This window comes from Pseudomonas fluorescens group sp. PF-69, assembly GCF_054481235.1.
In genome coordinates, this window is sequence record NZ_JBTMNC010000001.1 from 4,828,433 (window position 1) to 4,850,394 (window position 21,962).

A 21,962-nucleotide genomic window follows, 5' to 3' on the forward strand; every position below is an offset into this window, starting at 1 on the left:
ATCCGGGTTTCGGGCCAGGGCGGTAAACGATGATCGAATTCAAACTGCCCTCCCTGGGCGCTGACATGGATGAAGGCACGTTGCTGGAATGGAAAGTCCATCCTGGCGACGTGGTCAAGCCGGGGCAGGTCATCGCCGTCGTCGATACCGCCAAGGCGGCCATCGACGTCGAGTGCTGGCATGACGGCACGGTGTTGCAACTGCTGATCGATATCGGCGCCAGGGTCCCGGTCGGTACCGCCATCGCCTGGTTATTGGAACCGGGGGAAAGTGCGCAAAGTGTGCGACCAGCATCGACGCCCGCACCGCTGCAGAGTGCAGAGCAGTTGTCATCCGGGCGGCGTCCGCGGATTTCTCCAGCGGCGCGCAAGCGTGCTGCCGAGTTGGGAATCGGTACCGGTGAATTGAAAGGCCATGGTCCACAGGGAGCCATTACCCTGGAAGACATCGAAACAGCGGCCCGGGCGGCGCCCACGCCTGACCCGGACCAAGCCATGCGTCGCACGATCGCCGCGGCCATGAGTCGTTCAAAGCGCGAGATTCCCCATTATTACCTCAGCGAAACCATCGCCCTGGATAAGGCCATGGCCTGGCTCCAGGTACACAATGCGCAAAGCACGCTTCAGGAACGCCTGCTGCCCAGTGTATTGCTGCTCAAGGCGGTGGCGCTGGCCCTGCGCAACTATCCTCAGCTCAACGGCTTCTGGCGCGACGATGCTTTCACGCCAGCACCCGGTACTGATCTTGGGGTGGCCATCACCTTGCGCCAGGGCGGGCTGGTCGCCCCGGTCCTGCATCATGTGGCGGACACACCCCTGACGCTTCTAATGAGTGAACTGGCCAGTCTGGTGGAACGTGCCCGCAGCGGGTCCCTGCGCAGCTCCGAGTTGGGAGGCGCGGGGATAACGGTCACTCAACTCGGCGATCAGGGCGTGGACAGCGTATTGGGGGTGATCTATCCACCCCAAGTAGCCTTGGTCGGCTTCGGTCGGATCAGCGAACGGCCCTGGGTGAACGATGGCCAGCTGTGTGTCATGCCAACCGTCATCAGCAGTTTGTCCGCCGATCATCGCGTCAGCGACGGGCATTATGGCGCGCGATTTCTGGGCGAAGTCCGCCGCCTGTTGCAATCCCCTGAGGCCCTTTGAGGAGAGGACATATGGACCGGCAAATGATCCGCAATGAGGTATTGAGTGCCTTGAAGGGCATTGCCCCGGAACTGGAGACCGAGCAGTTGTGTGCCGACAGGTCACTGCGCGAAGAGGTCGATCTGGACTCCATGGACTGGCTTCGTTTCATCGAGGCGCTGAACCGGCGTCTGGGAATTGCCATTGCCGAAAGCGATTACCAATACGTGGACACCCTGGACAAGCTCATCACCTACCTCGAGCAAAAGTCCAACTCCGCGCAGGCCGGCATTTGATCGGCGTTGCGACTGACCGAATAGTTTGTTCACTGGCTCAATAACGCAGGTTCTGCTGCCGAAGTCGCGCAAAGCGCGCGAGCGGCGCGGCGTCGAGTGCTTGCGCCGCAGTCGGGGTAGCGCCGTCGCGAATCGCTTGCCACACGGTGGGCGAGCCGACCGAATCGCGGGTTGCCGCAAAGTCGAAGATATCGGGGTAGAGCCCGTGCAGGGTGGCAAGCAACGATAGTCCCAGGCTTGCGACCGGCACGGCATCGGCTGGCGGGTCGCGGCTGATGCTCACCCCGTGACAGAGTTGACCGCGCCACGTGGCCTCGGTCGGGACGAAATCGACCGGCTCGAAATGCGCGCCAGCCCCCAGCGCGTTAAGCGCGGTCGCCAGCCGCTTCGCATCGATCCACGGCGCGCCGATCCATTCAAACGGATGCGGTGTGCCGCGCCCCACACTCACATTCGCACCTTCGAGCAATGCGACATCCGGGTACAAGTCGAGTTGGGTCAGTGTGCGCAGGTTCGGTGAAAGTGGCACCCAACCCAGGCCGGTGTCGGCAAACGTCATGGCGCGTCGGTAGCCCTGCATTGGCACGACGCGCAGGTCCGCGCCAATGTGCTTGCTGCGATTGAACAGGCTCGCCAGCTCCCCGACCGTCATGCCTGGCTGCAGCGGCGCCGGGAAGTAGCCGGTGAACGATGGGTGGCGGCTGTCCAGCACCGGGCCGCCGAATCGCTGCGCACCCAGTGGGTCAGGCCGGTCCAGCACGAACAGTGCAATGCCCCGGGTCGCAGCGGCCTCGAGCGCGTAGCCGAGCGTGGTCTCATAAGTGAAGAAGCGCACGCCGGCATCCTGGATGTCGAACACCAGCGCATCCAAAGCCCGCAGCGATTGCGCCGGGAAGCGCTGCGTGGCGCCATAGAGGCTGTGTACGGCAAGGCCGGTGGCGGTGTCACGGGTGTCGCCGACGCGTTCATCGACATCGATGTCAAGCCCGTGCTCCGGCGAGAACAACGCCGTCAGGCTGACCCCCGGCGCCTGCGCGAGTACGTCGATGGTGCGCCTGCCCCGGGCGTCAAAACCGCTGCGATTGGTGATCAAACCCACCCGCAGGCCGGCGAGCGGGGCGAACTGTTGGGCCTCCAGTACGTCGATACCGACCTGCACCGGGCCGGTGGAAGTCGGCAGCCGAGTGGCGACATGCAGCGCCGGCAATGCTGACGGCAACACCTGCCCGATTTGCGCGACGCTTGCCGGCGCGGCGCGGCTTGCCAGCAGCGCGAGCAACTGCGCGCGAAGCGGGCGAGCGTCACCGTGGTCGTCCGGGTACACGCGGTTGGTGAGGATGACAATGAACTGCTGTGTGACCTGATCGATCCACAGGCCCGTCCCGGTGTAGCCGGTGTGTCCGATGACACCGATCGGCGGCAGGCGGTCATGATTCTGCACCAGTGGCGCGCTCAATTCCCAGCCGAGGCCGCGCCACGGCGTGGACGCGAGCGCAGAGGCCGGGGCGGCAAGGGCGGCGATGCTCTCGGGGCGCAGTATCCGGGTGCTGCCCGCGCGCCCCTGGTTGAGGATCATCTGCGCGAAGCGGGCCAGATCGTCGGCGGTGGAAAACAGCCCGGCATTGCCGGAAACGCCGCCCATCCAGCGCGCTGTCGGATCGTGTACGTGCCCGCGCAGCGTGCCGGTGCTGTTGGCGAGGGTCGGGGCGCTACGTGCCATGCGCTCAGTGTCCGGCAGGAAGACCGTATCGCCCATGCCCAATGGGTTGAAGATATGAATCCGGCAATAGGCGTCGAGTGGCAGGTGGGTGATGCGTTCGACCAATGCGCCGAGCACCACGAAATTCAGGTCGCTGTAGATGACCCGTTCGCCGGGCTCGCTACGCAGGCGCTGTGCCGCGATGGCGCTCAACACCGCTTCTCGCCCGGCTTTCGCAGGCTGCGCAGGCAGGCCTGCCGGCAGCCCCGAGGTATGCGCGAGTAACTCACGCACGGTGATCGCGTTTTTACGAGGCAGGGCAAAGGCAGGCCAATAGCGAGCGACAGGTTTATCCAGATCGATTCTGCCCGCTTCGACCAGCTGCATCACTGCGGTGGTGGTGGCGATGGCTTTGGTCAGCGACGCAAGGTCGAACTCGGTATCCAGTGCCATCGGCTCGGGGAAGGGGGTTGTCGCGCGCTGGCCAAAGGCCTGGCGATAGAGCACGTGCGTGGAGTCGCCGATCAGCACGACGGCCCCAGGCAGGCGTCCGGCGGCGATCTGCCCCTCGACGATCCGTGCGACTTGCAGGCGCGCGGCTGCATCGAATTCGGCGGCGCCAGCGATTGCCGCCGCCAGCAACAGGCCAGGCAACACGGCCCAGCGCATCAGCCTGGCGATCAACGTTGGGGCAGGTCGGCGGCGTCGTAGTGATTGTGTGGGTTCCATAGCATCCATCCATCGGAGTCGGCGGCATCGGCAGCGTTGATCTGCGCCCTGATCGCCGTCGCGTCAAACGGGCGATGATCGAACGCATAGTCGCGAAAGGCCTGCAGCCACGGACGAAAGCGCACCCCCGGCAGACGGGTGCGATGCATCGCCTCGGCCAGGGAACGCCTGACAATCTGGCCGGGATCATCTACCGGATCGGTCAAGCCCGGCAGTCCCCACGTGAAGCCCGACGGGTACAGCATCGGCGAAATATAGTCGAGCGGTGCGCCGAGCAATTCGATTTGCTGGCCGATCGCGGTGTCGTCGAGGTTCCAGCAGACGTAGCCGAAGATGTCTGCCGAGATGAAGACGTTATAGGGCGCAAGCCGTGTGCGTGCTGCCTCCAGGAAGCCGACGATCGCTTCGGTCCGATTGACCCGGGTGTTCGCTTGGGCAAAGCGCAGGCCGCTCTTGTCTGGAAAGCGCACATAGTCGAACTGGACCTCATCGAAGCCCATCCGCGCCGCCTCCTCGGCGACATCAATGTTGTGCTGCCAGACCTCCTGCGAAAACGGGTCCATCCATTGGAGGTTTTCGCCATCCCGCCAGGGTGTGCCGTCAGCGGTGTGCACGCTCCACTGCGGATGGGCGTCGGCGAGCGGATCGTCCTTGAACACCACGATTCGCGCGATCAGGTACAGCTGTTGCGCATGCAGCCTGGCAACCAGCCCAGGAAAGTCATGCACTTGAGGCGCGCGCGTGGTCGTGCGCGCCGCCGCGCCAATCGCTTCACGCGCCGCACTGCGATAGGGCGTCAGGCCGCGGTCGCCCTTGAGGTCAATGACCAGGGCGTTGATCACGGTGCGGTCGGCCAGGCTGACGGCCCCGTTGCGCAGGGTCGCGCTGGTTACGCCGAATACCGACAGGTAAACGGCTTTCGGGCGAAAGGGGGTTAACGCGAGTGTCACGGGTGTTTCCCCGGACACCTTGGCTTCGCTGCGCAGATAACCCGGAGCGCGGGCCGCGACGCTTTCGCTCGGGCCATCGGTGTCGAATCGCCCCTGCTCGTCGGTTCGCGTCACACCCGCCGAGGTGGTGATGATCGCGTCGGCCAACGGGGCTCGGGTACTGGCGTCGAGCACGACGCCGCTGACAGCCTGGGCCTGACCCGCCAGCAGGGCGGTGACGATAAACAACGCCGGGATCACCCGAGGCTTCAACAGGCGCGTCAACGTCATGGTGTGATCCCCGTTGCGGGCACGGGCGGGGTCTCGGGTTCGCCGAGCAGGCGGGCGAACGCTTTTGCGCCGTAGGCATCGGTCATCAGAAAACGCGGCAGTGCCAGCAGCCGTGCGTGCCGGTCGGCCTTGCGCGCGTCCAGTGTCAAGCCGACTGTATAGCCTTCGTCGGTGGCGAGGCTGATCAACTCGTCATCGTAGATACCGAACGGCCAGGCGAGCATGTCGACCTGCGCACCGGTTTGCGCTTCGAGACGTTGACGGGATTTGCTCAATTGAGTGCGGACAAATTGCTGGAAATCCGCCGGCGTGCGCTGTCGACGCTCGACCTTGAAATTGGGATGCCAGAAGGTGTGCGACTGGATGTCCACCAGCCCGGTCTGTCTGAGGGCACGCAATTGCTCCCAGGTCATGGCATAGGAGGCATTGGATATCGCCGACGGATAGATAAACAGCGTGACCATGAACCGTTCGCGCAGCAGCACCGGCAGCAGTTTTTCGTAGACCGAGCGATGCCCGTCGTCGACGGTGATCACCACCGGTTTGGGCGGTAACGTTGCATCCGGATCGCGCAGCCAGTTTACGACCTCACGCAACGGCACGATCTGGTAGCCATGCTCGCGCAGGACACGCAATTGGGATTCGAAGGTGATCAGGCGCACGGTCATCGAGTCGTCCGCCGAGTCCGAAAAACGGTGGTAAACCAGAATCGTCACACGGGGTTCGACGCGCAGCACGGCGCTGTCTGCCCCCCAGGCCAGCGCGCCAATGCACACCAGCATGACGCCCATCAGCCACCGCAGCCTGAGTTTTACGCCCATTCCAGCGCTCCTGCGCGAGCCATTTCCACCCGCATTGCCCCTCTCGCGAGAGCGAGCCGGGCGTATCCAGTGTGCAGTGAGCCCATCGCGTCCTTCTGATGCAGATCAAATTCCTGCGCCGTCGTTTCGCACCGCCGCAGGTGAGACTTCAGACGAAACGAAAGGCTGGTTCGGCGTCGATTTGATCTAAATCAACAGCGGGTGCCCGTGGCTGGCCGACTTTATGGAACGCCCCTCATTTTGTGGTACGCCTTCATGAACATTGACCAGGCCATTTCCGGACGGCGCTCGACGCGCGAGTACACAACTGAAGCGGTGGATGAAAAAATCATCCGTCGTTTGATCAACGCCGCTATCCAGGCGCCCAGCGCGGTGAACCAGCAGCCATGGACGTTCACGGTGATCCGCGACCAGGAACTGCTGGACCGGATCTCCCGTGAAGCCAAGGCCTACATGCTCGCGACAATGCCGGCCGGCCCGCACTCCGGGCACTTCCATGGGTTGCTGACTGACGAAAACTTCCAGATTTTCTACCACGCGCCAGCACTCATCCTCATCTCAGGCAATGTGCAGGGACAGTGGATTGTCGAAGACTGCTCACTGGCGGCCGAGAACCTGATGCTTGCCGCGTACGCCGAAGGGCTGGGCAGCTGCTGGATCGGTTTCGCCCAAAGCTTTTTCAATACGCCGCAGGGCAAGAAGACCCTCGACCTGCCGGCCGAGTGGGCGCCAGTGGCGCCGATCATCGTCGGCTATCCGGAGACCAACCCGGTGCCCGTCGCACACAAGGAACCGGTGATCCGCTGGATCGGTTGATCTCACGCCCAAGACCGATGCACCTGCCTAAACGCTATCAAAAGCGCCACTTTCCGCGAGCAAGGTGGCGATCAGGGCGGTGCTGTCGACGACGTGCACATGCTGCTTCACACAGTCGGCGGACAGGCGAAACGGCGGTACGCCGTCAGCAATCGCAATGTGCTCGAACAACGGCGGGTCAAACATCTGCTCGCCGTTGGTGAACAAGCCATGGGTGGCGGCGGCGAATATCCGGGCTGCTCCATCTCTTTGACAGGCAAGGCCGGCACGTTTGAGCGTTTCACCGGTGCTGATCAGGTCGTCGAACACAATGGCGGTCTTGCCCGCGACATCGCCGACCAGCAGGGTGCCCGTCAACGTCATGTGAACACGGTGTTTTTCCATCAACGCACTGCCCACCGGGCGCCCCAGTTGTCGTTCCAGGGCCTGGCGAAACTGCTCGGCGCGCTTGGCGCCGCCGGAGTCCGGGGACACCGCCACCACATCGGCGTCGCCGACGTACCTGGCGAAATGCCGGGCGAACAATTCCGCGCAGTGCACGTTCCGCGCGGGAATGCGAAAGGCATTGTCGAACGCCGCCGGGTTATGCACCTCCAGCGCCATCAGGCGATCGATGCCACAGGCTTCAATCAGGGTCGCCACGTAGCGCGTGATCGTCGGGTCCTGTGGTTGGCTGCGACGATCCTTGCGCCCGTAGCAGAGGTAAGGCGTGACCACCTGCACATGGCGAGCGCCGGCATCCTTGAGGGCGCCGCAAAAAAACAACAGGCGGCACAGCTTGTCGTTTGCGCTCTGCCGGTCATCCCCATACAGGGAATGGAACACCACGACCTCGCGACCGTTGACCGATTCGAGCGGCCGGCATTTATGCTCGCCGTCTTCGTAGTCGCGCTCCTCATGAAGCGCCAGCGGGCAGCCCAGTCGCTGCGCGACACCGGTTGCGTAGTCCTCACTGCCTTGCAGAGCGAAAAGAAGCGGGCGATGGCTGAGCATGGGGTGGCTCCTTTGAGGCACATCGAGCGAACAGTTGCGCCGTCATCGGGCGGCCCCATGACGCCAGACTTCAATGCAGAACTCCGTTTCATAGGGCGGGACGTTGCATTCGACAATGTCCTGGGCGGCGACCTGAAGATGCACGCCGACAATGTCGGCACGAATCGGCTGCTGGCAGACATGCCGGTCGACCAGAACTGCAGTGTAGACCCGACGGGCACCGAGTTGCGCCAGGTACGCGCAGGTGCGCAGGAGCGAATGGCCTTCGAACAGCACATCATCGACCACCAGCAGGGTGGTATTGGCCAGATCCAGTCCGATGAGCACCGGGTTCTCGGTCAGTTCGGTGTGAGCATGCAACACCTTGAGATCGTCGGCATAGCGCTTGACCTTCAACGGGTAGATCGGCAGTTCCGGTTGTCCGGTCAGGCGTGATAAATGCTGCTGAAGACGCTGTGCCAGAGGCTCGCCACGGCGCTGGATGCCAATCAGTGCGGCTTGAGTGGGCGGCAACAAGGCCGCGGCCTGGTGCGCCATCGCCAGCAGTACGCCATCGAGTTCGTCGCTGTCATACAAACGCAAGCGCTGACTGGCAATGAGGGGCGCCATGCACATCTCCTGTCGAGGACCAATTCTTTTTTAACCTAGTACCGTAAGGTCCGGGCCCTATTGATATTGATCAAGTGCGCTGAAATGACGCTCGATACCAATGCGTGAATACGCGTTTTTGCGCGGGGATTTGATATTGATCAACGCCATGACGCCCTCAACGGAGCAACCTGATTCAACGCGGGTGCCTTAGCCGGCGTCTGCGAAGCGCGAGCTGAATGACCGGATCATTCAACACGCCACCAACCTGGCGTAACGTCACCCCAGGCCTCACCGTCGGTGGAGGTTTTCCATGACTCAAAGTCCCTCATTGCAAACCACCTTGCAGGACCGCGTCGAAGCCGGTCAACGCCTGGTGGAACCGTTGCTCAAATACGCGCAGCGACCCGATGTCATCGTCCTGGCCTTGCCCCGGGGCGGCGTGCCGGTCGCCTATCAAGTGGTCAAGGCCCTGGACGTGCGCCTGGACCTGATGCTGGTGCGCAAGCTGGGCGTGCCATCGAACCCGGAGTTCGCCATGGGCGCCATTGCCAGTGGCGGTATCCAGATCCGCAATGAAGACGCGATGCGGGCTCACCCGATCTCCCCGGCCGCATTCGAGGCGGTGGTGGCGCGCGAAACACAGGAATTGCAGCGGCGCGAGCGACTGTACCGGGGCGCCCGGCCACCCTTGCACCTCAAGGGACAGGTGGTGATTCTGATCGATGACGGCCTGGCAACGGGTGCCTCGATGATGGCGGCTATCCGCGCGGTGCGCCTGCAGGCGCCTGCTCGCATCGTCGTCGCCGTGCCGGTTGCACCACTGGAAACGGTGGAGATGCTGAGCTTCGAAGTCGATGAAGTGATCTGTCCGCTCATGCCTGAATGGATGATGTCGATCGGATATTGGTACTTGAGCTTCCCCCAGACCTCGGATGAGGAAGTCATTGATTTGTTGCATCGGGCCTGGCAGCGAGAAGCCGCCAGTGACGCCTCCTCTCGGGAGCCTTTCGATGACTGAGCCTCAATCCCGCCAGATGGACTTGCAAGACGTTGAGCTATCGGCCGATTTGCGTCTGCCGCTGCAGGCTGACGGCTTGGTGATCTTCGTTCACGGCAGCGGCAGCGGCCGTCTGAGCCCGCGTAATCAGTTCGTCGCAGAGTCGCTGGCCAGGCGGGGACTGGGGTCGCTGTTGTTCGATCTGCTCACGGAGCCGGAGCAACGCCTGGATAACCTCACCGGCGAGCTGCGTTTCGATATCGACTTGCTTGCCGGGCGGCTGGTGGAGGTGATCGACTGGGTGGGCCGGGACGCGGATTTGCGCTCGCTGCGCATCGGTCTGTTCGGCGCCAGCACCGGTGCGGCGGCGGCGCTGTTGGCTGCTGCGGCGCGCCCGGACGTGGTGCACGCGGTGGTCAGCCGGGGAGGGCGAACCGACCTGGCGGGACCGGTACTGGCGCAAGTCCGGGCGCCCACTTTGCAGATCGTCGGCGCACGGGACCCGGTGGTGCTCGAATTGAATGAGCGAAGCTGCCAGGCCTTGTGCTGCGTGCAGCGTCTGGACGTGGTGGCGGGCGCTACGCATCTGTTCGAAGAGCCCGGAACCCTCGAGGAAGTCGCCCGACTGGCTGGCGACTGGTTTGAAACGCATCTGCAAGGTGGCCGCCAGTCGGCACGATGAGCCTTGAACGGCTCAGACGCCAAACGGAAAGGTGTCGTCTTCGGGTTCGAGGGTCTGGCTCTTTGGCAGTGGCAGCGCCGTGACCGGTTGGGTCTGTTCGATCCAGATCATCGCGTCAAACTGTTCGACCAGCATCGCTTCGAAGTAGTGACTGCCACGCTCGGTTTCGGGGCGATAAATCACCCCGATGGCGCGCTCCAGCAATGGTTTGGACAATACCCGGCGCAGCGCCGTGCGCTGAGGGTCGCGCCAGTCCGTCAACGACGCCGGCACGCCGGCCTTGAGGAACTGATGTTCCCAACTGTCCGGGCGAGACGGCCGAATGTCCTTGATATGCATCTCGCCGTCCCAGTCGTCGGCCGCGGCGACCCGGCCACGGTCGGTACTCATGCCGATCAGCACCACGTCGCGCCCAAAGGCGCTGCGGCATAGCTGGCCGATGTTGAACTGACCCTTCCAGCCCATTTCCGTGGCCGCCGCGTTGCCGATGTGGGAGTTGTGGGCCCAGACCACGGCTTTGGACTGCGGACCGCGATGCTCGAGCAATGCCTGCAACGTGTCGAACATATGCCGGTCGCGCAGGTTCCAGGAGGCGGTCGAGCCTCGATAGATTGCCCGGTAGTACTGTTCGGCCGCCTGAACCACCCGGGCGTTTTGCGCCGCGTTGAAAAACGCCTCGTCGTCCTTGATGAATCCGGCCAATTGTTCGGCGAGCATGGCGTTGAGCTGGTCCACTACCGATTGTTCACAGGGCATCAGGCCGCCGCGTTCGACGAAGTGGCCGTACAGCGCCGGGTCGTCCTGCCAGGGGGTCAGGCAGCCATAGCGGCGCCGGGCTTCGTGGGCCAGTTGCGGGTCCACGCCGTCGAGATAGCTCAGCACTTCATGAATCGAGTTGCGCAAACTGTAAACGTCCAGGCCACGGAATTCGACACGACGTTCCGGCGCCAGTTGATGATTGTGCCGATGCAGCCAGTGGGCGAAGGTCTTGACCTCGGCGTTGCGCCACATCCAGGTCGGGAATCGGCTGAAGATGTGGCGCTTCCAGGCCGAGGGCGCCAGGCCCCGGACATAACGATCGACATGGCCTGCATCGGGCCAGTCGGCCTCTACGGCCACGATGTTGAAGCCGTGCTGCTCGATCAGCCTTTGGGTGATGGCGGCGCGGGTTCGATAGAAATCGCGGGTGCCATGACTGGCTTCGCCGATCATCACGACGCGTGCATCGGCATAGCGATCGAACATTTCACCAAAGGCAGGAGCATCCAGTTCCGGCAGCGGTTCGGCGTATTGGCGCAGAAGCGGCGCGATGGCGGCCTCGTCGATGCGCCGGGGCGAGCCGGCAAATGTGTCCAGCAGGTCTTGCGAGGCTGTATTCATGACTGTCATCCCCTATGAGTGGGTTAACCCGCCAGCAGAATCACGCCGGGTGTCCAGGCTCGGCCCTGCGGGGCGCTTGGTTACCTGATTGCTTATTCCTACACCCTGATTCAGAGGGAAAATTGAGTTTCGTCAATAAAGGCTGCAACGGCTTAAGAGAAGGTGTCTGGATCAAGCATTCGCAGACTGCCCGATATGCCCTGACGCGATAGGCAGTGTTCCGAATGGGTTGTGATCAGCTGGACGCAGGGCGTAGACCATGGAGCCACTGCCATGAAGCGTACTTTCAACCAGGCACATTGTGTTGTTGCCCTCTGCGTAGCGATGCTCACGGGCTGTACCCATTCGAACGAGGAGTCAGGGCAGCAAACCTCGCCCATGTCCGGTATCGCCATGGCGGACCAGGTGTGTGCCCAGTGCCATGGGCTGACGGGCGAATCCGTCTCGCCGACGTTCCCCAAGTTGGCCGGCCAACAAAAGGAGTACCTGAAGCTGCAACTGGCTGACTTCAAGAACCATGGACGCAGCGATAAGACCGGCGCCCAGTACATGTGGGGCTTTACCCGTTTGACGCAAACCCAGATTGCCGAACTGGCGGACTATTTTTCAACCCGGAGCCCGATGAAGGCGGATGCCGATCCCCCGGATGCGCGGGGTGAATTGATCTTTCGCCAGGGCTTGCCAGGCGCCGGCGTCGCGCAGTGCAGTTCTTGTCATGGTGCTCAGGGGCAGGGCAGTGGCCAGGTGCCGCGACTGGCAGGTCAGCATGCCGCCTACCTGGCGGGGCAGATCAAGATTTTTCAACAGACCGAACCGCATCCCCGGGGCGACCTGACCCAGCAGGTTGCTCACGCGATGACGGATGAGGATGCCGAGTCGGTCGCTCATTACCTGGCGTCGCAGGGGGCGAAGAAATAGTGCCTCTTGTGCCAGCCTTGCAGCCTTCGTCGCCGCAGGCCGGTCGTCTGATGGGCAATGACGAGATTGCCGCGATTTTTGACGACATTGCCGACCTGCTGGACATCGAGGACGCCAATCCCTTCCGGATCCGTGCTTACCGTCATGCAGCGCGGACGTTAAGAGCGTTGACCTTTGACGTGGCGCAACGCATCGCCCGCGGTGAATCACTGCCCAAGCTGCGGGGGATCGGCGTCGATTTGGCCGGCAAGATCAACGAAGTCGTCGTCACTGGCGATTGCGCCCTGCGCCAGCGGTTACAGTCGACAGTGCCGCCCGGACTGGTTGAACTGCTGACCATCGCCGGTCTGGGACCCAAACGTGTCAAGCACCTCTACCACGACCTGGGCATCGAAACCGCGCAGCAGTTGTGCCAGGCCGCTGAGCAGGGGCGTATTCGCCATCTGCCCGGCTTCGGCGAAAAGCTGGAAGCCCGACTGTTGAGTGCCGTGCAGGAGGGCCTCGCCAAGGAACGTCGTTGGCCCTTGGCGTTCGTGGAACCGGTGGCACAGAGAATGACCGAGTACCTGCGGCAGATGCCCGGTGTCGAGACGGCAACGGTCGCCGGAAGCCTGAGACGCCTGCGCGACACCATCGGAGACATCGATATCCTCGTGGCTGCCGGGCCGTCTGTGGACGTCAGTGGGCATTTCATCCGCCATCCGGACGTGACCCGTGTGCTGGCCAAAGGGCGCACGCGTGCCAGCGTCGTGCTGGGTTCGGGCCTGCAAGTCGATATCCGGGTGGTCAAGCCGGCGGCCTATGGCGCGGCACTGGTGTATTTCACCGGCAGCAAGGCGCATAACATCGCGATTCGGCAGCGGGCCCGCAAGCAAGGCCTCAAACTCAATGAATATGGCGTGTTCAAGGCCAGGGCGTGCGTGGCCAGCGCCACCGAGGATGCGGTTTATCGGGCATTGGGCCTGCCGTGGATCGTGCCGGAACTGCGCGAAGGTCGAGGCGAGGTCGAAGCGGCGCTGGCAGATCGCTTGCCCCGGCTGATCGAGTTGAGCGACCTCAAGGGGGACTTGCATGCCCATACAAGCGCTTCGGATGGCAGCAATAGCCTGGAGGAGATGGCGTGTGCGGCGCGGGCGGCCGGGTTGCAATACCTGGCGATTACCGACCATTCCCGTTCCCTGAGGGTGGCCCATGGTCTGGACATTGACCGGTTGTTGAAGCAAATCGATCAGATCGATGCGCTCAACGCCCGCTTGCAGGGGATGACCTTACTCAAGGGTATCGAGGTCGATATTCTCGAGGACGGCAGCCTGGATTTGCCGGACGATGTTCTCGGGCGCCTGGACCTGGTAGTGGGCGCCGTCCACAGTCATTTCAGCCTGCCATCGCCGCAACAAACCCGACGCCTGCTCAAAGCCATGGAGCATCGTTACTTCAGCATTTTGGCTCACCCGCTGTGTCGGCTGATCAGTGAGCGCGCGCCTCTGGACATGGACCTGCCGGCAATCATCAACGCTGCCTCCGCGCGGGGCTGCTGCCTGGAGCTCAACGCGCAACCGCAGCGCATGGACCTGTTCGATATCCATTGCCAGTACGCCAAAGAGCAGGGCGTGCTCATCAGCATCAATTCGGATGCCCATCGCAGCGCTGATTTTTCCTGTTTGCGCTACGGCGTCGCCCAGGCCCGTCGCGCCTGGCTCGAAAAGCGCGACGTACTCAATACCCGCTCGCTGAGCGGGCTCAAGACGTTTTTACGCGGTGGCGGCAGCGGGGCGATCTGAACGATCAACGCCGATCGGAATCCCGTGCCATAAGGGGGGCGGACGATTACAGGTACAGCAGGTGAACGACCTTGCTGGTCTCGAAGGGATCGTTGCGCGTCTCGAAACCCAGGGACCTGGCCAGAGCACGCATGGGCGCGTTGCTGGATTCGTCGACCGCGTAAATGTGGTGGAACGCATTCTTGCGCGCGGCCGTGATCAGGTGCTCCATCAGCAACGTACCCAACCCCAGCTGCTTCCATTCTTCGGCGACTGTCACGGTACATTCGCATTTGTGCTCACCTGTGGCGCCATAGCGGCTCACGCCGATCTCGATCAGTTGGCCATCCTCGTGGACCAGTGCGATGTACGCCCTGCGCTGTTTGTTGTCTTTGTCCACCCAGGGGCCGGGCATGGCTTTTTGCGGTTCGTTGGCCCGCGCGAGAAATCGCATGTGCCGGGACTCGGGGGACAGGCGCTTGATGAAGGCGTATTCACGCTCGCGGTCTTTATCCGTCAATTGCCGGATCAATACGTGACGACCATCCCGGAGTGCTTCGATCCAGTATTGACCAGTGACTTTGGCATAGGCTTCAGCGGACCGAAAATCATGATTTTTGACAGTGAACATCGGACGATCCTCCCGCCGGTATCAAAGGTTGGCGCGCAGTGATGAACCGCATGGTTCACTTCTTTTTACACCGTCGGCGGTTGTCGAACATGATCTGGATCAGCACTGGGCACCGCCAGCAGGCAGCCTGGACCGGTGGCCGTTTTGCCTGCCGGTTGCCACCGGCAAAGTGAGCCGCCTGGTCACGGCTTTAATCATTCAGCCAGCACTTGCGGCGAAATCACCCAGACGCTGCAGGGCATTTTGTACAGCAGATGTTCCACCGTACTGCCCACCAGACGGCTCATGCCTCGATGACCGATACGCCCCATGACGATCACGTCAATGTCATAGGCATCGGCGTAGCTGGCCAGGACCTTGGCCGGGTCACCCATGATCATGTGCTGGCGCTCCGGCGCAATGCCGTTGCGTTCAGCCAGTTCGTGGAAGGCATCGGCCTGCGCATCGAACAGGGTCTTGGCTTTGCTCGAGGAGAAAAACGTCGTGGCGTTATCAAAGCCGAATTCTTCGGCGCTGATGGAGGAAAGGTCGTGTGCATAGATCACGTCGAGTTCGGCGTTACAGGTGGTCGCCAGTTTTAACGCCTCGTGAAGAATCCGGTCATTGAAATTTTTGTACTCGCCGTCGCGGTGGAAAGGATCGACGGCGGCGACGATGCGGCGTGGCAAGTCGTGCTGTACCTGGCTGACAAAGTGCAATGGCACCGGACATTGACGCAGAAGATGGATGTCCAGGGGGGTGAACATCAGGCGTGACAGCAGTGACTCGTGTTCCAGTGCCTTGATCAGCAAGGCCATCGGCTGCTCTTTGATATGAATGAGGATTTCCTGCAAGGGTCTTTCCACCCAGACCACTTCGGTGGTGACGGGTATGCCGATTTTGCGCAACGGACGGGCCTGAGTCTCCAGCCATTGGCGATGGCGCTCGACATAGTCGGTCCGCATCTGCTCGCGCGCCTCGTCATTGACCACGCCAGCACTCGCCAGGCCTTCCAGGTAATCGAACGCGACGATGTGCAGTGCTGCGCCCGAAGCCTTGGCCAGCGCGGCGGCCCGGTCGAAAGCCGGTGTGTTTTCCATCTGGTGCGAAACGACCAGCATGAACCGTGGTTGATCAGGCATGGCAGCTCTCCCGTCGATAATGGTTTGGACGCTAATGCGCAGTGACGTGACGCACCCGCACGGTGAACCCAGCCTTTATCCTGCGGCCGTCTCTGGAACGGGGCTTGATCTTTGTCAAACAGAGGTGGCAAGGACAACGGTGCCCGACATGCGGCGAGCGTGATGTGGCTGGCCGTTTGCTCAACGGATCCGAGCTCAACGAGAACTGACAAAGATCAAGTCGACGGAACGTGGTGCGTTCATTCTGTAGGTCTATTCCATGCCATTTCCGTGTGCCGAGGTGTCCCATGTCGCAGCATCAGCGCTTACTGTTGATTGCCCCCACCACCATGACCCGTACGCCCGCATTCGACCGGGCCGGCGCGTTGGCCCATGCCCTGCAGTTGCCCCTGCACATTGTGGCGTTTGATTATGTCCAGGCCTTGGCGGTAGCCGGTTTTTTTGCCCCCGAGCAAATCAGCCAGGCCATTGACGGCTACCTGAAAACCCATCGGCAATGGCTCACCGAACAGGCCGAGTCCTTGAGCAAACTCGGCGTTGAGGTCACCAGCGAAGTGGTGTGGGTCCAGCACCCCTACGAGGAGATTGTGCAATTCGTCAATGAAATGTCGTTGGCGATGATCATCAAGGATGCGCAGGAAGAACCTGCCTTGAAACGCGTGTTCTTCATGCCACTGGATTGGCAGCTATTACGCGACTGTCCGGTGCCGGTGCATCTGGTGACCCATCCGCTCAATGCGCGCCCGCGCAATGTGTTGGCGATCATCGACGTGCTGCGCGGTGAAGAGCAGGATCATGTGTTCAACGACCAGATCATCGACGCCGCCGTGAAGTTGGCCGAGGTGTGCAATGCCCGGCTGGAGCTGTTGCATGTGTTTGACTGGACATCCCTGTACACCCAGGACATGGGGTTTGGCGCATTGCCGCTGGCCACCGGCATTTATGAAGCGTTGGGATCCGTTCAGCACGAGGCGTTTGCGGCGATCGCCGAACGCCATGGCGTGCCACCTGAATGTCGTCACTTCATGGAGGGCGTGCCGGTGCCGAGCATTTGTGGCTTCGCAGTCGACCACCACACGGATGTCATTGTCATGGGCACGGTTCAGAACAAGGGATTGGAAAAGTTGCTGGGGGCCACGGCCGAGCAATTGTTGCATCGGGCGCCCTGCGATGTGTTGGCGATCAAGCCAGACCGGATGTTGCAGTCCTGAGCGGATCGCTGCAATCGAACACTCACCTGATTAGAGGCAGATCATGAGCCAGTACCAAAAGCTGTTATTGATCATCAACCCGGCCTTGCGTCATTCCCCGGCGATCAATCATGCGGCCGCGCTGGCCAAGGCCAGCGGCGCCAGTTTGCATATCGCAGGGTTGATCGGGCCGCTGGACCTTTTGTCCTTTCTTGAACAGGGTGACCGGGAAACGGCGCGGGAAGCCTACCTGCAGGACCACCGCGACTGGGTCAAGGCGCAAACCGACAATTTGCGCACCCGGGGACTCGAGGTGACGATCGAGGTGGCCTGGGCCGATGACCTGCGCGAAGACGTCCTGGCGCATGTCGCGGAGATGCAGCCCGACCTGTTGATCAAGGAGGTTCAGCATGAGTCCTTGCTCAAGCGCGCCTTTTTCACTCCCCTGGACTGGTACTTGCTGCGCCACTGTCCGATACCGGTGTACCTGGTGGGCGCAAGCAGCTTCGTCTTGCCGCGCAAGATTGTCGCGGCGGTGGAGGTGTCAGACAAGGAATCGCCGGACAACGAACTCAACGAGCGGATCATTCAGCAAGCGACCTCCCTGGCCATGCAATGCAGTGCCGACCTGCATCTGCTTTACGCCTGCGACATTTCGGCGGGTTATCTGGCAGACATGGACGGCCTGGCGCTCGCTGATCTCACCAGGGAGTTGCGCAAGGATCTCGAGAAAAACTTCCTCAAGCTGGCGAGCCAGTACGGGGTGGCCGCCGATCATCGACACTTCGTCATGGGTCACCCCGTCTCGGCACTGAGCGAGTTTGCCAACGAGCAGAACGTCGATGTGATCGTGATGGGAAAAGTCCAGTCCGCCGGTGGCGTGGACAAGCTTCTGGGCAGTACGACCGAACACATTCTTTATCAGGTCCCTTGCTGCGTCATGGCAGTCTAGAAGCGTTGAAGGGTGACAGGCCTCAGGATGAGGTCACTGTCACCCGTGCGGAGGCCGGAGCGGTTTTTAGCGGCAGGATCGCAGGGAACTCTTCAGGCGTCAGGGTTTCCTTTTCCAGCAGCAGACGCGCACCCGCGTCCAGATCGGCGCGACGACTCTCAAGCAAGGCCTTGGCCCGTCCATAGGCTTCATCGAGCAGGGCGCGAATACCCAGGTCCACCTCCCTGGCCGTTTGTTCCGAGTAATCTTTCTCGCCCATGCCCTGCATACGCTCGCCCAGGTAGGTCGCGCTCTGGCGTTCCAGTACCGATTGACCGAGCTCGGGGCTCATGCCGAACCGGGTGATCAATTGCCGGGCGATATCCGTCGCGCGGGCCAGGTCATCGGCCGCGCCGGTGGAAATCTGACCATAGGCGAGGTATTCGGCAGCACGTCCGGCCATCAGCACCACGATTCGGTCCTTGAGCATCTGGCAACTGATGAGGAAGTGATCTTCGGTCGGCCGCTGCAATGTATAGCCCAGCGAACCGATGGCGCGCGGCACGATCGAAACCTTGTGCACCGGGTCCATGGCCGGCAGGCTGCTGGCAGCCAGGGCATGCCCCATCTCGTGATAGGCCACCACCTGGCGCTCTTCGGGGCGCAGTACGCTGCTCTTGCGTTCAACCCCGGCGACAATGCGTTCCACGGCGGCGGTGAAGTCGTCGAGGCTGACGGCGTCGGCGCCACGGCGGGTGGCCACGATGGCTGCTTCGTTGACCAGGTTGGCCAGGTCGGCGCCGGTGAATCCCGTGGTGATGTCGGCGATTCGCTCTTCATTGAGGCCGGGTTCCACAGTGATCTTTTGCAGGTGGACCTTGAGGATCGCCTGGCGGCCCTTGCGGTCAGGGCGATCGACCAGAATCTGCCGGTCGATGCGACCGGCCCTGAGCAGGGCAGGGTCCAGCACCTCCGGCCGGTTGGTCGCGGCCAGCAGCACCACGCCTTCACGCGGGTCAAAACCGTCCAGTTCGGCCAGCAACTGATTGAGGGTCTGCTCCTTTTCGTCATTGCCGCCGAACGCGCCGACGCCGCGCATTTTGCCCAGGGCGTCGAGTTCGTCGATGAAAATGATGCAGGGCGCCGCCTGTCGCGCTTGCTCGAACAAATCGTGGACACGGGCGGCACCGACGCCGACGAACATCTCGACAAACTCCGAACCGGAGATCGAGAAAAACGGTACGCCGGCTTCACCGGCGATGGCCTTGGCGACCAGGGTCTTGCCGGTGCCCGGCGGGCCGACCAGTAACGTGCCCTTGGGAATATGGGCGCCCAGGCGTCCATATTTCTCCTTGTCCTTGAGGAACGACACAATCTCCACCAGTTCGGCCTTGGCTTCATCGATGCCGGCCACGTCGGCGAAGGTGATCCCGGTGTCGCGCTGGACGAACACCTTGGCCCGGGACTTGCCGATGCTCATCAGCCCGCCCATGCCTTGTTTTTCCGCCAGCCCGCGAAACAGGAAGTGCCAGAGCACCATGATCAGGACAAAGGGCAGAACCCAGCCCAGCAGGCTGGCGAGGAAGGTGTTTTCGTTGACCCCGGTGAACCCGACACCCGAATGGGCGAGGTCGGTGGCCAGTGTCGGGTCGACACGCACGGTCGAGAAGTGGTTGTGCCCGTCAATCGGCTCCTGGAGTTTGCCGTTGATCTGGTCTTTCTCGATCTGCAAGTCGCTGACTTTCTGCTCGCTGAGCAACTGCAGAAACTGGCTGTACGGAATGCTCTGCACCGCACGCCGTTCGATAAACAGCATTTGCACCGTGCTGAGCACGACAAACGCGATCAGGAAGTAGGACAGGTTCCACTGGTGATTTTTTTTCATGAACTTGGCTCGCACATGGCTCAGGCAATCAGCAATTGATCGTCCACCTGGCTGACACCAGGCACCGCCCAGGCGGCCCGTTCCGCGAGCTGACGCTCACGCCAGAAATGCACCCGGCCTTCGAGCTTCACCACGCCGCCTTCGACCTTGACGCGTATCGCCTTGGCGTCGACTTCGGCATTGCGTTTGAGGGCTTCTTCGATGCTGTGCTGGATATCGACGACATCTACCCGCGGACGAAGGGTGAGACGGTTGTCCACGCCCACCACACCGGACAATTTGCGCACTGCACGCTCTGCGGTTTCTTTCTGGTATTGCCAGTCCACCTGGCCTTCGAGGGTAATCCAGCCTTTTTGCACGATGACCTTGATGTCGCCCTCTGGAATATCGGAGCTCCAGGTGATGATGTTCAAGGCGCGGTTCGCGATGGTGTCGTCCGCCGTGCCAGCGCCTTTTTCCAGCCTGACCTGGATTTCTTCGGCCACGGCGCGCACGCCTTTTATGGCCTTTACCGCGTGTTCGGCACTGACTTTCTGCGCGTAGCTGCTGACGTGGCCGGAGAGGGTGACAACGCCGTTTTCGACGCCCACGCCAATGTGGGCGGCGTCGATGTGGGGCTGGAACTCAAGCTCTTCCAGAATGGTTTTACGTAGGCTCAAGTCACTCATGATCGTGTCCTGTGTCGGCTATACGGGATGACGGAGGGTCACATGAACCCGGTCTGTTTTTTTTACGCCTGATCGACACAAAGACCTTGAGCTAAATCAACAAGGCTTCAGTGAGCGCTGTGCAGACCGCCAGTCAGCGATCTGTTGACAAAAATCAGATTGCGCAAGCGTTGACACCCGAATACTGGGTCCAGTTGTGCGAGATTTTTCAGATGCATTCAACCGAGGGAATCACCATGAACAAGTATGTGTCCGTTGCTTTGCTGAGTGTTTTGTTGGCCACGACGGCCGGGTGCAGTAACAAGCACGCCGAGGAAATCGACGCCCGGCTGGAGTCCGCCGAAAACAATGCCGCTTCCGCACGACTCAGGGCCGACGAGGCCTACAACAAGGCGGAACAGGCAGCACAAGCCGCCAGTCAGGCGCAACGCACGGCAGATGAGGCGAATACGCGCGCCAGCCGGATGCTGGAAAAGGCGACGCGCAAGTGATGAGTGATTGCCCGAAGGACCGACAGGACGTCGGATGAGCATTACGCCGGTATACGGGGTCAGGGCGAGGTCTGTGATGGTGAAACTTAAACGTATCCTGTTGATAGCGCCTTCCGAGAGGGTTCGCACCCCGGCGTTTGATCGGGCCCATGCCTTGGCCAGTGCAACCGGGGCGTTGCTGCACATCGTTGCATTCGACTATATCCAGTCGCTGGCAGTGGCCGGGCTGTTTGACCACGACGCCATGGCCCAGGCACGGGAAGGCTACTTGCAGGTGCATCGCCAGTGGCTGGAGCAGCAAGCCAGGTTCCACCGCTGCGTCGGGCTGCCGGTGACCACGGAGGTGGTCTGGGCGAGGAACAGCCTGGCGCACGTGCTCGCGTATGTGAATGACTTCCATCCGGACCTGGTGATCAAGGACACCCAGCATGTCCCGGCTCTCGACCGCGCGTTTCACCGTCCCCTGGACTGGCTGTTGCTGCGCGACTGTCCGGCGCACTTGCACCTGGTGACCGGTGCGAAAAACCCGAAACCGTTGAAGATCCTCGCCGCCGTCGATCTGTCGCACCTGGAGGAAATGACCCAGGGCCTGAATGACCGGATCCTTGATTTTGCAGCGACGCTCTCGGCCTCCTGTGGCGCGGCTTTACACCTGCTCAACGTCAACAGTTGGTCGGTGACGGGCGACTCGGTGGCGAGTCTGCCGACCCCCGCGCTGGATGCCAGTTTGCGAGACGCAATCAACGATGCGCAGCAAGAGGCGTTCGATGAACTGGCCGAGCGCTACGGGATTGAACAAAAACGCCGGCATCTGGAGGCGGGAATCCCTCATCGGGTGATTACGCGGGTCGCCCGGGAGCACGCCTTCGACATCGTGGTGCTCGGCACGGCCTACACCCATGGGATCGACCGGTTCATCGGCAGCACCGCCGAAAGCGTGTTGAACAAGGCCCCGTGCAGCCTGGTGGTCGTCAAACCATTGCCCTGGCTCGACTGACGCGTCATTTGTCGCGGCG

General features: G+C 61.9%; 21 protein-coding genes. 11 read left to right on the forward strand and 10 right to left on the reverse strand.

The window, feature by feature from the left end; all coding sequences use genetic code 11:
- The first annotated feature begins 29 nt into the window (after positions 1 to 29).
- Together ACX3YF_RS22740 and ACX3YF_RS22745 are read left to right on the forward strand one after the other, a co-directional pair.
- Complete coding sequence (locus tag ACX3YF_RS22740; protein ID WP_458945059.1) at positions 30 to 1,148, forward strand: dihydrolipoamide acetyltransferase family protein; 1,119 nt, start codon at positions 30 to 32, stop codon at positions 1,146 to 1,148.
- Positions 1,149 to 1,159: 11 nt separating this feature from the next.
- Entirely contained in the window at positions 1,160 to 1,423 is a 264-nt protein-coding gene (locus ACX3YF_RS22745) for an acyl carrier protein (protein ID WP_130208203.1), read from the forward strand.
- Positions 1,424 to 1,460: 37 nt separating this feature from the next.
- Here the strand turns inward: ACX3YF_RS22745 and ACX3YF_RS22750 are convergent, their stop codons facing one another.
- From ACX3YF_RS22750 to ACX3YF_RS22760, 3 genes are read right to left on the reverse strand one after another with little or no spacing between them, the layout of a single operon-like run.
- Positions 1,461 to 3,860 carry a serine hydrolase gene (locus tag ACX3YF_RS22750; protein WP_458974299.1) on the reverse strand — a complete coding sequence of 800 codons (2,400 nt, stop codon included), beginning with the start codon at positions 3,858 to 3,860 and terminating at the stop codon, positions 1,461 to 1,463.
- Positions 3,803 to 5,071 (reverse strand): putative glycoside hydrolase, encoded by a 1,269-nt coding sequence (locus ACX3YF_RS22755; RefSeq protein ID WP_458974300.1) that lies wholly within the window; start codon positions 5,069 to 5,071, stop codon positions 3,803 to 3,805. The genes ACX3YF_RS22750 and ACX3YF_RS22755 overlap by 58 nt, the downstream gene beginning before the upstream one ends.
- Positions 5,068 to 5,892, reverse strand: coding sequence for a polysaccharide deacetylase family protein (locus tag ACX3YF_RS22760; RefSeq protein WP_458974301.1), 825 nt, complete (start codon positions 5,890 to 5,892; stop codon positions 5,068 to 5,070). Before ACX3YF_RS22760 ends, ACX3YF_RS22755 begins: the two co-directional genes overlap by 4 nt.
- A 255-nt stretch (positions 5,893 to 6,147) precedes the next feature.
- Between ACX3YF_RS22760 and ACX3YF_RS22765 the strand changes: the two genes are divergently transcribed.
- The gene (locus ACX3YF_RS22765; RefSeq protein WP_130208197.1) at positions 6,148 to 6,708 is read left to right on the forward strand and encodes a nitroreductase family protein; all 561 of its coding nucleotides are present in this window, start codon (positions 6,148 to 6,150) and stop codon (positions 6,706 to 6,708) included.
- Positions 6,709 to 6,735: 27 nt separating this feature from the next.
- On the opposite strand, the gene ACX3YF_RS22770 is transcribed toward ACX3YF_RS22765, so the two are convergent.
- Together ACX3YF_RS22770 and ACX3YF_RS22775 are read right to left on the reverse strand one after the other, a co-directional pair.
- Complete coding sequence (locus ACX3YF_RS22770; RefSeq protein ID WP_130208195.1) at positions 6,736 to 7,701, reverse strand: ribose-phosphate diphosphokinase; 966 nt, start codon at positions 7,699 to 7,701, stop codon at positions 6,736 to 6,738.
- Between the two features lie 42 nt (positions 7,702 to 7,743).
- Positions 7,744 to 8,310 carry a bifunctional pyr operon transcriptional regulator/uracil phosphoribosyltransferase PyrR gene (locus ACX3YF_RS22775; RefSeq protein WP_458974302.1) on the reverse strand — a complete coding sequence of 189 codons (567 nt, stop codon included), beginning with the start codon at positions 8,308 to 8,310 and terminating at the stop codon, positions 7,744 to 7,746.
- A gap of 292 nt (positions 8,311 to 8,602) precedes the next feature.
- Here ACX3YF_RS22775 and ACX3YF_RS22780 point away from each other — a divergent pair, with 292 nt between their 5' ends.
- Both ACX3YF_RS22780 and ACX3YF_RS22785 read left to right on the forward strand, forming a co-directional pair.
- The gene (locus tag ACX3YF_RS22780; protein ID WP_458974303.1) at positions 8,603 to 9,310 is read left to right on the forward strand and encodes a phosphoribosyltransferase; all 708 of its coding nucleotides are present in this window, start codon (positions 8,603 to 8,605) and stop codon (positions 9,308 to 9,310) included.
- Positions 9,303 to 9,971, forward strand: a complete 669-nt coding sequence (locus ACX3YF_RS22785; protein WP_458974304.1) for a dienelactone hydrolase family protein — start codon at positions 9,303 to 9,305, stop codon at positions 9,969 to 9,971. The genes ACX3YF_RS22780 and ACX3YF_RS22785 overlap by 8 nt, the downstream gene beginning before the upstream one ends.
- A 12-nt stretch (positions 9,972 to 9,983) precedes the next feature.
- Here the strand turns inward: ACX3YF_RS22785 and ACX3YF_RS22790 are convergent, their stop codons facing one another.
- Positions 9,984 to 11,351 carry an erythromycin esterase family protein gene (locus ACX3YF_RS22790; RefSeq protein ID WP_130208187.1) on the reverse strand — a complete coding sequence of 456 codons (1,368 nt, stop codon included), beginning with the start codon at positions 11,349 to 11,351 and terminating at the stop codon, positions 9,984 to 9,986.
- A gap of 273 nt (positions 11,352 to 11,624) precedes the next feature.
- Between ACX3YF_RS22790 and ACX3YF_RS22795 the strand changes: the two genes are divergently transcribed.
- Positions 11,625 to 12,269 carry a c-type cytochrome gene (locus ACX3YF_RS22795; protein ID WP_458974305.1) on the forward strand — a complete coding sequence of 215 codons (645 nt, stop codon included), beginning with the start codon at positions 11,625 to 11,627 and terminating at the stop codon, positions 12,267 to 12,269.
- 8 nt (positions 12,270 to 12,277) lie between these two features.
- A complete protein-coding gene (gene polX, locus ACX3YF_RS22800) occupies positions 12,278 to 14,050 on the forward strand; it encodes a DNA polymerase/3'-5' exonuclease PolX (protein ID WP_458974306.1) in 1,773 nt (590 codons plus the stop codon).
- 46 nt (positions 14,051 to 14,096) lie between these two features.
- On the opposite strand, the gene ACX3YF_RS22805 is transcribed toward polX, so the two are convergent.
- Complete coding sequence (locus ACX3YF_RS22805) at positions 14,097 to 14,660, reverse strand: GNAT family N-acetyltransferase (protein ID WP_458974307.1); 564 nt, start codon at positions 14,658 to 14,660, stop codon at positions 14,097 to 14,099.
- Positions 14,661 to 14,854: 194 nt separating this feature from the next.
- Positions 14,855 to 15,781 carry a universal stress protein gene (locus tag ACX3YF_RS22810; RefSeq protein ID WP_448646663.1) on the reverse strand — a complete coding sequence of 309 codons (927 nt, stop codon included), beginning with the start codon at positions 15,779 to 15,781 and terminating at the stop codon, positions 14,855 to 14,857.
- Positions 15,782 to 16,068: 287 nt separating this feature from the next.
- Between ACX3YF_RS22810 and ACX3YF_RS22815 the strand changes: the two genes are divergently transcribed.
- Entirely contained in the window at positions 16,069 to 16,992 is a 924-nt protein-coding gene (locus tag ACX3YF_RS22815; RefSeq protein ID WP_288099456.1) for a universal stress protein, read from the forward strand.
- 43 nt (positions 16,993 to 17,035) lie between these two features.
- Positions 17,036 to 17,923: a universal stress protein gene (locus tag ACX3YF_RS22820; RefSeq protein ID WP_448646662.1), complete on the forward strand. Its 888-nt coding sequence runs from the start codon at positions 17,036 to 17,038 to the stop codon at positions 17,921 to 17,923.
- A 22-nt stretch (positions 17,924 to 17,945) separates the two neighbouring features.
- Here the strand turns inward: ACX3YF_RS22820 and ftsH are convergent, their stop codons facing one another.
- Entirely contained in the window at positions 17,946 to 19,787 is a 1,842-nt protein-coding gene (gene ftsH, locus ACX3YF_RS22825; RefSeq protein WP_458974308.1) for an ATP-dependent zinc metalloprotease FtsH, read from the reverse strand.
- A gap of 20 nt (positions 19,788 to 19,807) precedes the next feature.
- On the reverse strand, positions 19,808 to 20,455 hold the full coding sequence (locus ACX3YF_RS22830) for a BON domain-containing protein (RefSeq protein WP_196584718.1): 648 nt from the start codon (positions 20,453 to 20,455) through the stop codon (positions 19,808 to 19,810).
- Between the two features lie 236 nt (positions 20,456 to 20,691).
- On the opposite strand from ACX3YF_RS22830, the gene ACX3YF_RS22835 reads away from it, so the two are divergent.
- Together ACX3YF_RS22835 and ACX3YF_RS22840 are read left to right on the forward strand one after the other, a co-directional pair.
- Entirely contained in the window at positions 20,692 to 20,946 is a 255-nt protein-coding gene (locus tag ACX3YF_RS22835; protein ID WP_130208169.1) for an Lpp/OprI family alanine-zipper lipoprotein, read from the forward strand.
- A 76-nt stretch (positions 20,947 to 21,022) separates the two neighbouring features.
- Complete coding sequence (locus ACX3YF_RS22840; RefSeq protein WP_103404658.1) at positions 21,023 to 21,943, forward strand: universal stress protein; 921 nt, start codon at positions 21,023 to 21,025, stop codon at positions 21,941 to 21,943.
- Positions 21,944 to 21,962: the final 19 nt, after the last annotated feature.

Bases quoted from the DNA above. Each gene is read 5' to 3' on its own strand.
- ACX3YF_RS22740 (WP_458945059.1), top strand. From the start codon at position 30: ATGATCGAATTCAAACTGCCCTCCCTGGGCGCTGACATGGATGAAGGC.
- ACX3YF_RS22745 (WP_130208203.1), top strand. From the start codon at position 1,160: ATGGACCGGCAAATGATCCGCAATGAGGTATTGAGTGCCTTGAAGGGC.
- ACX3YF_RS22750 (WP_458974299.1), bottom strand. From the start codon at position 3,860: ATGGATGCTATGGAACCCACACAATCACTACGACGCCGCCGACCTGCC.
- ACX3YF_RS22755 (WP_458974300.1), bottom strand. From the start codon at position 5,071: ATGACGTTGACGCGCCTGTTGAAGCCTCGGGTGATCCCGGCGTTGTTT.
- ACX3YF_RS22760 (WP_458974301.1), bottom strand. From the start codon at position 5,892: ATGGGCGTAAAACTCAGGCTGCGGTGGCTGATGGGCGTCATGCTGGTG.
- ACX3YF_RS22765 (WP_130208197.1), top strand. From the start codon at position 6,148: ATGAACATTGACCAGGCCATTTCCGGACGGCGCTCGACGCGCGAGTAC.
- ACX3YF_RS22770 (WP_130208195.1), bottom strand. From the start codon at position 7,701: ATGCTCAGCCATCGCCCGCTTCTTTTCGCTCTGCAAGGCAGTGAGGAC.
- ACX3YF_RS22775 (WP_458974302.1), bottom strand. From the start codon at position 8,310: ATGGCGCCCCTCATTGCCAGTCAGCGCTTGCGTTTGTATGACAGCGAC.
- ACX3YF_RS22780 (WP_458974303.1), top strand. From the start codon at position 8,603: ATGACTCAAAGTCCCTCATTGCAAACCACCTTGCAGGACCGCGTCGAA.
- ACX3YF_RS22785 (WP_458974304.1), top strand. From the start codon at position 9,303: ATGACTGAGCCTCAATCCCGCCAGATGGACTTGCAAGACGTTGAGCTA.
- ACX3YF_RS22790 (WP_130208187.1), bottom strand. From the start codon at position 11,351: ATGAATACAGCCTCGCAAGACCTGCTGGACACATTTGCCGGCTCGCCC.
- ACX3YF_RS22795 (WP_458974305.1), top strand. From the start codon at position 11,625: ATGAAGCGTACTTTCAACCAGGCACATTGTGTTGTTGCCCTCTGCGTA.
- ACX3YF_RS22805 (WP_458974307.1), bottom strand. From the start codon at position 14,660: ATGTTCACTGTCAAAAATCATGATTTTCGGTCCGCTGAAGCCTATGCC.
- ACX3YF_RS22810 (WP_448646663.1), bottom strand. From the start codon at position 15,781: ATGCCTGATCAACCACGGTTCATGCTGGTCGTTTCGCACCAGATGGAA.
- ACX3YF_RS22815 (WP_288099456.1), top strand. From the start codon at position 16,069: ATGTCGCAGCATCAGCGCTTACTGTTGATTGCCCCCACCACCATGACC.
- ACX3YF_RS22820 (WP_448646662.1), top strand. From the start codon at position 17,036: ATGAGCCAGTACCAAAAGCTGTTATTGATCATCAACCCGGCCTTGCGT.
- ftsH (WP_458974308.1), bottom strand. From the start codon at position 19,787: ATGAAAAAAAATCACCAGTGGAACCTGTCCTACTTCCTGATCGCGTTT.
- ACX3YF_RS22830 (WP_196584718.1), bottom strand. From the start codon at position 20,455: ATGAGTGACTTGAGCCTACGTAAAACCATTCTGGAAGAGCTTGAGTTC.
- ACX3YF_RS22835 (WP_130208169.1), top strand. From the start codon at position 20,692: ATGAACAAGTATGTGTCCGTTGCTTTGCTGAGTGTTTTGTTGGCCACG.
- ACX3YF_RS22840 (WP_103404658.1), top strand. From the start codon at position 21,023: ATGGTGAAACTTAAACGTATCCTGTTGATAGCGCCTTCCGAGAGGGTT.